Consider the following 12575-nt stretch of genomic DNA (forward strand, 5'->3'; position numbering starts at 1 on the left):
TCAGTTCAGAATTTGATAACAAGGCTCATAGGTCGAGCCTGGTAGCTTCATCCTGCCCTGAACGACAAAAGCCTGCAGCAGCTTATCCATCAGGTTCATCAATGCAGGTTCACCTGATAGCTGAAAAGGCCCGTTTTGTTTGATGGCTCTTATACCTTCATCTTTGACATTACCAGCTACTATGCCAGAGAAAGCCCGGCGCAAGTGGGCGGCTAATTTAGCTTTGTCCTGCTCCAGATGCAGGTCTAAAGACGCCATATTCTGGTGAGTGGGAGCAAAAGGATGCTGGAAGTCAGGCGCTATATGTAAGGTCCAGTTGAAGTGATAGGCGTCACCACAACTTTTACGGTATTGCCTTACTTCAGCGCAGCCTTGTTTCAGGCGTTGCGCGACCAAAGCTGGGTCATCTATGATGATTTCAATCAGGTTCAGAGCCTCTTTTCCCAAAGTTTGCTCTATGAAACTAGCCAGTTCAGTAAAATAAGCAGCGCTTTGCTGTGGTCCTGTCAGGATCACCGGAAGTTTTTGCTCTTTGTTTTTTTCGTGCAACATAATACCCAGTAAATACAGCAATTCTTCCGCTGTTCCTGCTCCACCCGGAAAAATGATAATGCCGTGAGCCACCCGGATAAATGCTTCCAGACGTTTTTCAATATCAGGCAGTATTACCAGCTCGTTAACTATAGGGTTTGGTGGTTCTGCTGCAATAATACTTGGTTCTGTTAAACCTAAATAACGGCCTTTGGTATTGCGCTGCTTGGCATGACCAATAGTAGCGCCTTTCATTGGGCCTTTCATAGCGCCAGGGCCACAACCAGTACAGATATCCAGGCCACGTAAACCTAACTGATAGCCCACTTCTTTAGTGTATTTGTATTCAGCTTCGTTAATAGAGTGGCCCCCCCAACAAACAATCATATTGGGTTCTACAGCAGTATCTATCACACGGGCATTACGCAAAATATCGTACACCGTATGCGTAATATGATCGCTGTTTTGTAAATCCAGTCGATTAGCATGAGTCAGTTGGGTGTGAAAAAACAGAATATCGCGCAATACAGCAAATAAATGCTCATGGATACCACGGATGATCTGTCCATCCACAAAAGCGCTTTTCGGTGGATTAAATAATTCAATTTTGATGCCGCGCTCACGGGCCAATAAATTTACTTCAAAGTCTTTATATTGATCGTAAATTTCGCTGGAGCTGTCGGTGTGGCTACCTACGTTCAGTACGGCAAGGCAGCAATTTCGAAACAAATTAAAGGCGTCAGAGCTGGTGTTGTTTTTCAGGCGGTCAACTTCAAGTTGAGATAAAAGCGCCATAGCGCCCAAAGGATTCAGTTGTACATGCATAGATTACTTCCTTATGACACGGCTTTATTTAACTTGATAAATCAGATAGATAAACCAACTTATTGACTCAGCCTAAGTCTTTGCTTGTCCCATTTTCAGGTGATTCAACTTTTCAGTACGACCAGATCTCTGCCTGCGCGTTTAGCTTCGTATAAAGCCTCATCTGCACGGTCAAATGCTGCTCTGTTGCTATCAGTGCTTTTGAATTCAGTCGCACCAAAAGAAATAGAAATGGGCACGTTTTTGTCTTTGAATTTAAAAGGGATTTTTTTGATCCTGTCTTTCAGATTATTCAGAGGCAGTTTAAGTTCAGACAAATGTGTTTCCGGGAACAAAATAATAAACTCTTCACCACCATAACGAGCTATAAAGTCTGTTTCACGCAAGCTTTGTTTTAACGCCTGAGCTATGACTTTTAAGGTTTTGTCACCAGCGCTGTGGCCATAGTTGTCATTGATTTGTTTGAAGTGATCGACGTCAGCCAAGGCTATAGCTAAAGGTTTGCCATAGCGCTGAGCCCTGCGGATTTCCAGCTCAAAACGCTCATCAAAAGCAGCTCTGTTTGGCAGCTCTGTTAATGCATCCTGCAAGCTTCTGAATTTTTGTTCAGAGAGGCGTTTTTTAAATTGGCTAGCTTCTTTTTCTAATTCAGTCAGACGGGATTCCATATGGCGTAATGTAGTTAACATCAGCTCCCGGTCGTCTTTTTCCAACTGCTCTTTCTCGCGCAGTGAATTAGTAATAGCGCCTAGTTTTGTACTGACCAGAGATTGCAACTGCTCCAGTGTGGTTGCTGACTTAGTATCTGCTGTTAAATGATTGATTTGCTGTTCTATTTGCCGGTTCAGCAGCAGCATTTTTTCTTTGACGCTGGTGGAGTTATTCAGCGAAGAAACAACAGCTTGTTGCACCCCAGTCAGGGCATCATTTAGTTTCAGCAAGAAATGTTGAGCAGATTGGCGCTCGTCTGTGACTGACGCAATAATGATTTCAATAGTGCGCAGGCAGGATTGCAGCAAAGACTCAATGTTAATATCAGACAGCAAAGCCAGGCGAATTCGCTCAATATCCTGACCATACTTACCTTCAAAGGCCAGTTCGCTTAGCAGGTTAGTTAGTTCAATAGAAATCTGTCGACAAATGGCTTGATGTTTAGTGTCATCCGCAGCTGTACCGCTTTGTTCGCTTTGTTGTTTAGTTGCCAAAGCAGCTTGATATAACGCTGTTAAATCAGTCAGGTGAGGCAAAAACGCCTGAACAGTAGAAGATGGTTCTTCTACTTTCGTTAATAAATCACGCAGGTCCCTTCTTAATTGGTCAGGTAAACCTCGTTGTTTTTGCAACTGCTTTCCAGCATCCGTAAGCGTATTTTGAGCTTTTTTTAATTCTTGCTGCTGACGAGATTCGAGGTTTTTTAAGGCTTCTACCGCACTTTCTATTAGAGGCAGGATTTTTTCCAGATCAGTGCCTTTGGCAAACTCCTGACGCAAACGTGCCAACTTATTGTCTAATTCAATATCTATGCCTTTACATGCCAAAGATAGCCTGGAGACAAATTGAGACAATATTTGAAATTGACTTTCGTAGGTATCTTCCAACTGCTTACGTGCTTTGACTGCATTTGCCAGCTGTTGTTTTACGTCACTTTGCTGCTCGGCCACCAGAATCATTCCCTAGGTATAAAACCCGCTCGGTTTACGCTAAGTATATCTGCAATAATGATAAAAGCGACATCATAATCTAGCGGGAAATGAAAAAAGCGGACTAAAAGTCCGCTTAAAATCAGCAATGATGTAGGGTATTTTTTTGTGGCTACTTTTTGGTTAAATAGTAGGGTAACCAGCTTTGTTCTTCAGCAGAGGTCAGATAGTTCATCTTGTTCACTTTTAGTCTGAAGTTAATAGGATTGTCCCTGTCAGGACGCTGTGCATTAAAACAGAATTTGATCTGAAAGTAAAAGCTAAAGTGTAATAGTACGAGGTGGGTTACATAGTTTTGAGCGCTTTTATCTGGCTTTTGGTAGTGTTTTATTCGCTATTTATTTGAATTTATGGTTGTTTTTAAATTTTGGTTTTGGAGGTTGCAGCGTGAATTTTCTGAAAGTTATTTTTGTACTGATCATAATGTGCAGTTCTGCATACAGTAGGGCACAAGTGGATTATCAAATCAGTATTACTGAACCAGAGCATCATTTAGCAAAAGTCAGGATGGAGCTGAGAGTAACAGAGGCCAAGGCTCTGACATTAATGTTGCCGTCCTGGCGCAGTGGTAAATATAAAATTTTAGATTTAGCCAATGGCATCAGTGGCTTCAGCGCTGTAGACGCGCAAGGCAAGACCATCAGTTGGCAAAAAACTGAGAAAAGCAGCTGGACTTTAGAGCCAACAGCAGCGGGTAAAGTTGTAGTGGAATACGCTGTCTATGCCAATCAACTGGTGGAACGCACCCGCCATATTGATGAAACTCATGCCTATATCAATGCCAGTGCTTATCTACTGTTTAGCCAGCCACACAAAGCTGAAGCTGTATCAGTGCAGTTAGAAGTGCCAAAAGGCTGGCGTTCTTTCTCTGGTATGGATAAGAAGGATAACGAACACAAATTTGTTGCCGCTAATTACGATGTACTGGCCGATTCACCTATAGAAACCGGCATCAATCAGCACCACAATTTTCAGGTCGATGGCCGTGATTACGATCTGGTGATTTGGGGCGAAGGTAACTACAACGAGACCCAGATGCAAAAAGACTTAGCTAAGCTGGTGCAGCACACTGACTCTATCTGGCAAGGTTATCCTTACAGCCGTTATTTATTTATTGTGCATGCCACAGACGGTGTTCGTGGCGCCACTGAGCATTTAAATTCAACTGTGATCCAAAGAGACAGATTCACCTTTGGCAAAAGAGAAGATTATCTGGAGTTTTTAAGCACAGCGTCACACGAAGTTGTGCATACCTGGAATGTCAAAGCCTACAGGCCTGCTGGCTTAGTACCTTATGACTACATCAACCCTAACTACAGCAGTTTGTTATGGATTTCAGAAGGCTCTACCAGTTATTTCCAAAACCAGTTGTTACTGCGCGCCGGTTTAATGACAAAAGCAGAGTTCTATCAGGATCTGACCAAACGCCTGTACAGATTTATACATACACCAGGGCGTTTAGTTCAGTCGGTAGCCGAAGGCAGTTTTGACAGTTGGATAAGCTCTGGCGGAGACCACGGCGCTAATTTTAATGTCAGTATTTATTCAGAAGGTTATATCGCCAGTTGGCTGCTGGATGAATTAATTTTGCGGCAGTCCGGCCGCAAAGCCAGCTATCGTGAATTGCATAACCAGCTGTATCAGCGTTTCGCTAAAACCACAGCTTTTACCGCCCAAGACGTGATTCAGATTGCTTCTGAGCTGACAGGTGAAGATCAAAACTTATGGTGGCAACAACAAATAGAGCAGCCAATGAAATTCGAGCCTGAACAGCTGTTAGCCAGTTTTGGTTTGCAATGGCAAAGAGGTAAAGAACGTGAAACCTTTGCAGGTATTATGTCTGAAGACAAAAGCGGTTTTGCGCTGGTGCAAAGGGTTGAACGTGATAGTCCGGCCTGGAAAGCGGGTTTTACCTCTGAAGATTTAATTGTTGCTATCAATGCTTTGCAGTTAAAAGGCGATTTGGGTCAACGTTTGCAGGATTTTAAAGCTGGCGACAAAGTACAAGTCAGTTATTTCCGTCAAGGCAGATTACAGCATCAACCACTGGTGTTGGGTGATAAACCGAAAGGGATGGGGAAAATCGAGCCTGTGGCTAAGCCAAGCCGTCAGCAAAAGGCGATGCATAAGGCATGGTTGGGTGTGGATTTATAGAAATTGTTGGGGCAGGGTTTATCCTTGCCCGTTTTGGGTTTGAGGCGTTTAAACAACCCTCTGGCTACGCAGTGCTAATGCTTAGGTTTAAGATACGTAGGTTGTACTCGCCGCGTAGCGGCAGTGCAACAAATAAGCTGGTAGCCGTCAGTAATTTAAGGATTCTTAATCCAAAGCTAGAAAGTGCAGGAAGCACTTTCTAAAAGCCGAAGGCTGGCCCTTAGGGTGACGAACGCAGTGAGTATAAAGCAGCGTTCTAATGGGGGAATTGGTGTCAGTAGTTGATTACGCTCTTTTTGATGAATTGCAAAGAGCGAAATGAGGCATCGGGGCACATCGCAAGACCTGACCCTTAGCGTTTCTTTCCCAATGTCACATAAATGTCGCACTAATGACGCTACCACGACGTTTTCAAAGGCTTAAAAAGCCTCAAAATGATATCTTTAGCAACTTGTGACGGTAGCGGTTTATGTACATGCAAATAAACAGTAAAATTTTAATAGAGCTGAGAAAAAAGCGCGCTTGGAGTCAGAGTGAGTTGGCTGAAGTGACGGGGTTAAGCTTGCGAACTGTGCAGCGAATCGAAAAAAGTGGCACAGCATCGTTGGAGTCAGTAAAGGCATTTGCGGCAGTGTTTGAATTAGCGCCAGAATCTTTGCAGTTAGCTGCAGTTACAGATGAAGAGACCGCGAATTCAAACGAAACCTGCGTTATCCTCACCCAAACCCGCCCCTCTTTTACGTTAAGCGACCAGGCACTTCAGCTCTCTTTAGCGCTGTTTTTACCAGTTTCAATGATCATGCTGTTTATGTTGTTTACTAAAATCCCGAATGTAGACTGGATCCATACCATAAGGCTGACGATATTTAATGAAGTTTTGCCGCAATGGTTAAACTTAATTATTAATCTAACCATAGCTTTGCTGCCTGTTTTTATTTTTTCCACAATAGCCGGAGTTTGTTGGGATTTATATAAACGACAAGGGGTTTCGGACTTTATCAGACCAATGATCAAGAGACCTTTTCCTCTCAGGGCACTGTTAAGCAGACTTTATACAAACTCGCGTCGAGCTGCCTTTTTGGTTAAGAAACCCGCTCAGGTCTCTGTGCTGCTATTAGTCCTGACGGTTAGTGTTATAGGTTTGACTATGGAGCCTTATCAGAAAGCTAATCTTAAACATTTCATGGCCCAAATTTTATATGGCAGCGACTCCTAAGTCTTAGTGCCATAACTTGGCTGCATATAAAAAACAATCCAGACATAAAAGTCATATTTGTGCAGTCAGCTTTGACTTTGCTCTGGCACTTTAGGGGGCAATACAACTTACCCCCAACTTATCACTGCCGTGTTAACCGCAAATTTGGCTGAGCACAAGGCTCGCTGCTGCGTAGTGGGTTGATATCCAGGCCGCCTCTTCTGGTGTAGCGAGCGTAGACCATTAAAAACTCTGGCTGGCACAGCTTCCACAAGTCCAGATAAATCCGCTCTACACATTGCTCGTGAAATTCATTGTGGCTTCTGAAACTAATCAGATACTTCAACAAAGACGCATGATCTATAGCTTTGCCTTTGTAATGAATATAAACACTGGCCCAGTCGGGTTGAGAGGTAATTAAGCAGTTGGATTTCAGCAAATGCGAATGCAGCTTTTCGTCTACCAAAGCGCCTGTTGGGTTTAATTGCAGCAGCTCTGGTTTGTAGTCGTAATGCTCCACTTCAATATCTAAATCGTCGATGCAGCGACCTGGCAACCAGGTCGGTTGAAAGGCGGTCAGCTCGTTGACGTTATGCAAAGTCACTTGCACAGGGCCACCGGCGCAGGCCGATAAATCGGTTTTCATGGTGCGGTATAACTGACTGATATCGGCAAATTTGCTTTGATTTAGGCTGTTTAAATACAATTTGAAGGATTTGGATTCAATCAGGTTCGGCGTATTAAAAGGCACGACAAAAGTGGCTAATGCCACCATAGGTTTACCTTTAGGGGTCAGCCATGACAACTCGTAGCCATGCCAGGTATCCTGACCAACAAAAGGTAATTCTTCGCCTAAACCTATAGCCTGACGGCCTAAAGTGCGCGGCACAGCCTGCAATAATTCAGGACTGTAGTGATCGATATAAGCAGTGGCCTGGCCAAGTGTTAAGCCGGCCAATTGCTCTGTCTGTATTTTTGTCATAGAGCCTTCTCACGGGAAGCAATAGCGAATTTGATTGCATCTTGTTACACCAATGGCTTGGGAATACAATCGCAACCAAGTTAGAATGGCGGCAATTTTAGCACAGAAGCGAATTACCATGCCGGGCCAATTCAATCAGCAATTCACAGAATTTGTAGAGTCTTATTACGAAAAACAGCCAAAACTGATCAGTTGGCTTGACCCAGAACTTGATTCGCCTTGTCAGTATGGCGATGCAGTAGACGGCGAGGTGCATTGGCGTCCGGTTAAGGCTGAACCTGCTTTGGATTTATCTAAAACCCTGCAGGCATTAGAGCTGCAGTTTCCTGAACAGCTGACAGAGTTTTACAGCAGCTATTTTGGTGGGGGTTTAAAGGTTCAGCACGAAAGAGGAGAGCTGCAGCTGCTGATGAGCTGGCACCAGGCCGATTTTGAGAGGCTGCAGCAAAATATCATCGCGCATATTCTGATGAAAAGACGCTTAAAGCAGCGTGAGACTGTATTTATTGCTGCCACAGACCATGATGATTATTTGATTTCAGTGTTAGTGGCAACAGGTGAGGTTTATCTGGAGAAAGTAGGAATGGAAGTAAAAGATTTACTGGCACCGGACCTGGCAGCTTTTTTAAAGCAGCTTAGTTTTTAAGCTGCCTCAAGGCTGGCAATCAAAAGCTGTATTCGACAACAACTGGCAAGGTTCACAGCAAAAATCAAACAAACCATGCCAGCTTTCCGTTAGCTTCCAGTCAGAACCACAACAAGGACATTTTTTCTCTGCTTCAGCTGCACAGTCGGTACTGCTACCACTGTACAGATAATAATAAACCGGCTTGTTCAGCTCTTTACTTAGCGATTTAGCCTGCTTATAACCTTGTTGGTTTAAGCCACTGTAAAAACCCTGCACACTTTGTTCTGCGCTTTTAAGCAGTACTCTTGCTTCCTGCATCTGAATTTCATCCAGCGCCTGATACTGCAATTGCCAGCGTACTAAATGCTCAAAATCCTCATCTGATATTCGGCCCACTTTGTACAAAGGCACAGGCGCAAAATGTTCAGCGCAGTACAGCACTGAGTTGGTGGCTGAAAAGCTACAAAATAAAATCAAAGCAGAGTGATTGGGGCAAGGGTCGGTATGATTTGACATCAAATCATCGCCAAGCACCGTCAGCTTGGGATAACTTAAACCCACTTGCTGTAATTGTTCTAAGGCATCCAAGCCTGCTGCGCTGTGTGATTTTTTGTTCAACGCATCAGCTTGAGGTAACACTACACGACTAAAAAAACTGTCGTGGGCCTGATAAGTCGGGAATTCTCTACCTAAAATCTGGCCCTGAAAAATCAGTTTTTCCAGATAATGGCGAATACCTTTTTCCGCTTCGTCAAAGCTGGTGTCGGCAATAATTTTAAATTCCAGCTCTGCAACTAACATCAGATCCCCAGCTTTTTGATGATCAGATCAAGTTTGGCCTCAATTCGCGCCAAGTCAGACTTTAAATCAGAGTCTGGTTCACTCGCAACTTGAAGTACTTGCTCGGAAGTGTTTTGTACAATCACAGCGCCATTACGCCACGCCTGATACGCCTGTAATAAAGCCGGGCTCATAGTAGCCGTACCTAAGCGAGCTTTAACCAGCGCCAGGCTGGGTTCTTTCCCTTCTTGCTGCAGCTGAGCCGCAATTTTTGCAATTTGTTGGCTAAGTGGTTCCATAAGCTTCAATAGTTTCACTAAATTTTAGTGAAATTTACCACCTAAATTACTCGTATCACCAGCTTGATTTTTTAAGTTGTTGTTATTAAACAACTTAAAAAGTTGGCCCCGGTTTTGCTTTTGACTACCAACACATTAAAACCAACAAGTTAAAACTCTAAGGGAACAGCAATGAATTATTTAAAGGTATTAACAGTAGCAACAGCCATGATGGCGTTATCTGGTTGTGTGGTAGCTATAGGTGGTAAGGATGAGAATGACAACAACAACTCATCATGGAAAAAAACGCAAAAATTAAATAATCAGGTGATTAGCCAGTTAAATCTGGGCACTGAACTAGCTTCGGTGCGTGGCCAGTTAGGCACCCCAGATTTCAGTGAGTCATTCCGTGACGCTGACGATGAAACTGTCGTCCTGTTTTACCGTACTCACCATGAACACAGTGACGGTGAAACCACCAAAGACGAATGCACTCCGTTGGTATTTAAAAACGGTGTGTTAACTGGCTGGGGTGAAAAAGCCTACCGTCAGTTATAACAATTCCTGGACCAGGGAGGTGTTGCCAGTACGACAGCACTTCCCTTTATTCAGACCTCAATGCCGCAATAGTACATTTAACTGATCTATCACTTCGCACCAATCTGCATCCTGCTTCCAGTTCTCTCTAAGAAAACTTGCCTGAGCATTTGTCCAAAAAGAAGCTTCAGCTAGGGATAACTGTGCAGCAAGCTTATGACTGGCGATAAAAGCCTCGATAGAAGATGGACTATTGTCCAAACCAAGCTGAGCAAATAAAGTTGCCATATCGTGAGTGGTCATATCCATAATGAAATCCCTCTGTTGTGTTCTGTTTACTATAGTTGTTTGATAGAGCCAGCGCATTGGCAATCCGTCTCTTCGCTGCTATGTTGATAGTCAAACTAGAATAAATAACAGGGACATATGATGCCAAACCAACCTGCTCTAGATCTGAACCAGCTTAAAGCACAGTTGTTAACCCCCGATGAACTGAAATTAGCCGCTTCGCTGCTATACCAGTCTTACCATGACGATCCGGTCTTTATGGAGATCTTCCAGTCGGAAAAAACCGACTATGAACAACGCTTAAGAGCGGCCATCCGTGAAGAGCTGAATGTATTCTGGCAGGAAGAGCAGCCTATTATAGGGATTTTTATTGAGCAGCAGTTATTAGGTGTGGCTTGTGTTACAGAACCAGGTTCTAAATTAAGTGGCGACAGATTTTGGCATTGGCGACTAAAAATGTTACTGACAGCAGGTTTTGTCTCAACTAAGCAATTGTTGGAAAAAGAACAACGAATTCATGCTGCTATGCCAGTACAGCATTATCATATGCTGGCTTTTATCGCTATTTCTCCCAAGTATCAGCATCTTGGATTGGGTCATTACTTAATGCACGCTGTTGATTCCGTTGTAGAAAAAAATCCTGCATCTTTGGGGATAGGGGTTTTTGTAACACTGGACAAAAACAAAGCCTTTTTTAATTCGGATCATTATCAGCAGGTGACAGAGTTGAATTTCAGTAAAGTCAAAGGTACGTTAATGTTTCGGGCAAGGCAAAGTAGCCCTTTAACGCTAGTGGAGTAAGTAGCAGATGTCCGACTTTCGTAGTTTTTCTGAGTTTTATCCCTATTATTTATCAGAACATAAAGACCCTGTCTGTCGCCGCTTGCATTACATAGGCTCTGCGTTAGTACTGGCGATTTTGATCACTTTGGCTGTGACAGGTTCGTGGGGATACTGGTGGCTGATGTTGCTGGCAGGTTATGGTTTTGCATGGTTAGGGCACTTTAAGTTTGAACACAACAAACCCGCCACCTTTAAATATCCATTGTATAGTCTGGCGGCGGATTGGGTGATGTTCAAAGATTTTCTGACCGGAAAGTTGGAGCAGAAATTACAGCAGTTGCCTTAAACTCTGTAGGGTGGTAATTGAAAACTCAGGTAACGCAGGCCGGATAAACGCAATTCAGCCTGATATCTGCTTTCGCCATCGCCGCTAAAATCGACCTGATAGCTGGTAAACCAGCGCCATCTGTTATCTACTTTGGAAAACTGATGTTTGCCTCTGGCACATTCCAGAAACTGCAATTGCTGTTGTTTACACAGATGTTTGGCCAGCTTAATGGCGGTTTCATCTTGCTTACGTTGCAGCAAAAACGCATAGACAAAAGCCATACCTAACAATAATAACCAGACAAAATCCATTACGACTCCTTTGTTATGAGCAAGCATAATGGCGACGGGCTAGTGGTTTTGCAAGACTGCTCCGCCTCTTGCTGTGATAAAATCGGTCAGAGTTTTAGATGAATGAGCAGAATCATGTATATGCAAGTCACTGTGTTGTTAAACCAGATTGAGTCAGAACTTAAGGCTTCTGAGCTTTGGGCTTGTGTTGCACCAGATGAGCAAGCTATGCAAAGCACAGCGCCTTTTTTTTGCGATACTATGCCGCTGGAAAATTGGCTGCAATTTGTATTTTTGCCGCGTATGCGGGCTTTAGTTGCGGGCCGTTTGCCTTTGCCGCGACAAATAGCGGTATGTCCTATAGCTGAAGAAGCTTTTAAACCTCTAAACAGGCAAAAATTGCTGTTGATTAATAGTATCGCGGATTTGGATGAATTATTAAGTGGGAAACGTGAGCAAACAACAAGCAGAGCCTGAGTTAATCGCTGTTCCTGTACTGACTATTTTATATCAGGATGACTATCTGGTGGCTATAGATAAGCCAGCCGGCATGCTGGTACATCGGTCGTTTTTAGACAGACACGAAACAGTCTTTGTGATGCAAACCCTGCGTAATCAGCTAGGGCAGCATGTATTTCCGGTACACCGGCTCGACAGACCTACCTCTGGTGTGTTGTTATTTGCTTTGTCTTCTGATGTAGCACGTTTACTGACAGAACAACTCACAGAGCAGCACTGGCGTAAGTTTTATCTGGCGGTTTGCCGAGGTTTTGTCAAACAAGCAGGTATTCTGGATTATCCGCTCAAAGAGCAACTGGATAAAATCGCTGATAAATTAGCGGATCAGGATAAAGACAAGCAGCAGGCTGTAACGGCTTTATGGCCTTTGGCCCAAATAGAATTGGCTATAGCTATAGGTAAATATCCGGTTGCACGTTACTCCTTGGTAGCTTTACAGCCTTTAACGGGGCGGAAGCATCAGCTGCGCCGGCATTTATCGCATTTACGCCACCCTATAGTGGGCGATACCACCCATGGCGAAGGCAAACATAACCGCTTATTTGCTGAGCATTTCAATAGCCACAGATTGTTGCTGATTGCCAAACGACTGGAATTAAAACATCCGGTGACAGGTATCGATTTAGTGATCGAAGCACCACTGGGTGAAGTAAAACAATTATTTACAGAATTCGGTTGGCCCGCAGAAGATAGCTGGTACAGCATTTTTTTTGATCAGGCAGAGTTAAGTGGCTTGGCACCGCTTTAACTTACCAAA

General features: G+C 43.7%; 15 protein-coding genes. 8 read left to right on the forward strand and 7 right to left on the reverse strand.

Features of this window, described 5'->3' with window-relative positions:
- Positions 1-1356: a nucleotide 5'-monophosphate nucleosidase PpnN gene (ppnN, locus tag EMM73_RS08945; RefSeq protein WP_127686098.1), complete on the reverse strand. Its 1356-nt coding sequence runs from the start codon at positions 1354-1356 to the stop codon at positions 1-3.
- 104 nt (positions 1357-1460) lie between these two features.
- Positions 1461-3026, reverse strand: a complete 1566-nt coding sequence (locus tag EMM73_RS08950) for a diguanylate cyclase (RefSeq protein WP_409994304.1) — start codon at positions 3024-3026, stop codon at positions 1461-1463.
- 483 nt (positions 3027-3509) lie between these two features.
- Between EMM73_RS08950 and EMM73_RS08955 the strand changes: the two genes are divergently transcribed.
- Positions 3510-5210: a M61 family metallopeptidase gene (locus EMM73_RS08955; RefSeq protein ID WP_261373368.1), complete on the forward strand. Its 1701-nt coding sequence runs from the start codon at positions 3510-3512 to the stop codon at positions 5208-5210.
- Positions 5211-5679: 469 nt separating this feature from the next.
- Positions 5680-6426, forward strand: coding sequence for a helix-turn-helix transcriptional regulator (locus EMM73_RS08960; RefSeq protein ID WP_127686101.1), 747 nt, complete (start codon positions 5680-5682; stop codon positions 6424-6426).
- 121 nt (positions 6427-6547) lie between these two features.
- Here the strand turns inward: EMM73_RS08960 and queF are convergent, their stop codons facing one another.
- Entirely contained in the window at positions 6548-7387 is an 840-nt protein-coding gene (gene queF, locus EMM73_RS08965) for an NADPH-dependent 7-cyano-7-deazaguanine reductase QueF (protein ID WP_127686102.1), read from the reverse strand.
- 118 nt (positions 7388-7505) lie between these two features.
- Here queF and syd point away from each other — a divergent pair, with 118 nt between their 5' ends.
- Complete coding sequence (gene syd, locus EMM73_RS08970) at positions 7506-8033, forward strand: SecY-interacting protein (RefSeq protein ID WP_127686103.1); 528 nt, start codon at positions 7506-7508, stop codon at positions 8031-8033.
- Positions 8034-8039: 6 nt separating this feature from the next.
- Here the strand turns inward: syd and EMM73_RS08975 are convergent, their stop codons facing one another.
- Entirely contained in the window at positions 8040-8816 is a 777-nt protein-coding gene (locus EMM73_RS08975; RefSeq protein ID WP_127686104.1) for a Zn-ribbon-containing protein, read from the reverse strand.
- Positions 8816-9094, reverse strand: a complete 279-nt coding sequence (locus EMM73_RS08980) for a hypothetical protein (protein WP_127686105.1) — start codon at positions 9092-9094, stop codon at positions 8816-8818. Before EMM73_RS08980 ends, EMM73_RS08975 begins: the two co-directional genes overlap by 1 nt.
- A gap of 171 nt (positions 9095-9265) precedes the next feature.
- Between EMM73_RS08980 and EMM73_RS08985 the strand changes: the two genes are divergently transcribed.
- A complete protein-coding gene (locus EMM73_RS08985; protein WP_127686106.1) occupies positions 9266-9631 on the forward strand; it encodes a DUF3192 domain-containing protein in 366 nt (121 codons plus the stop codon).
- Between the two features lie 57 nt (positions 9632-9688).
- Here EMM73_RS08985 and EMM73_RS08990 read toward each other — a convergent pair whose 3' ends face one another.
- Positions 9689-9919 carry a DUF2789 domain-containing protein gene (locus EMM73_RS08990; protein ID WP_127686107.1) on the reverse strand — a complete coding sequence of 77 codons (231 nt, stop codon included), beginning with the start codon at positions 9917-9919 and terminating at the stop codon, positions 9689-9691.
- Positions 9920-10039: 120 nt separating this feature from the next.
- Here EMM73_RS08990 and EMM73_RS08995 point away from each other — a divergent pair, with 120 nt between their 5' ends.
- Both EMM73_RS08995 and EMM73_RS09000 read left to right on the forward strand, forming a co-directional pair.
- Complete coding sequence (locus EMM73_RS08995) at positions 10040-10699, forward strand: GNAT family N-acetyltransferase (RefSeq protein ID WP_261373369.1); 660 nt, start codon at positions 10040-10042, stop codon at positions 10697-10699.
- A gap of 7 nt (positions 10700-10706) precedes the next feature.
- Entirely contained in the window at positions 10707-11027 is a 321-nt protein-coding gene (locus EMM73_RS09000) for a DUF962 domain-containing protein (protein WP_127686109.1), read from the forward strand.
- On the opposite strand, the gene EMM73_RS09005 is transcribed toward EMM73_RS09000, so the two are convergent.
- Positions 11024-11320, reverse strand: a complete 297-nt coding sequence (locus tag EMM73_RS09005) for a DUF3301 domain-containing protein (RefSeq protein WP_127686110.1) — start codon at positions 11318-11320, stop codon at positions 11024-11026. The two genes, EMM73_RS09000 and EMM73_RS09005, sit on opposite strands and share 4 nt — an antisense overlap.
- 114 nt (positions 11321-11434) lie before the next feature.
- Between EMM73_RS09005 and EMM73_RS09010 the strand changes: the two genes are divergently transcribed.
- Both EMM73_RS09010 and truC read left to right on the forward strand, forming a co-directional pair.
- Complete coding sequence (locus EMM73_RS09010) at positions 11435-11776, forward strand: YqcC family protein (RefSeq protein WP_127686111.1); 342 nt, start codon at positions 11435-11437, stop codon at positions 11774-11776.
- Positions 11751-12566, forward strand: a complete 816-nt coding sequence (gene truC / locus EMM73_RS09015) for a tRNA pseudouridine(65) synthase TruC (protein ID WP_315851039.1) — start codon at positions 11751-11753, stop codon at positions 12564-12566. Before EMM73_RS09010 ends, truC begins: the two co-directional genes overlap by 26 nt.
- The last annotated feature ends 9 nt before the right edge of the window (positions 12567-12575 follow it).

It is taken from the genome of Rheinheimera sediminis (genome assembly GCF_004005375.1).
In the GTDB taxonomy this organism is placed as follows: domain Bacteria; phylum Pseudomonadota; class Gammaproteobacteria; order Enterobacterales; family Alteromonadaceae; genus Pararheinheimera.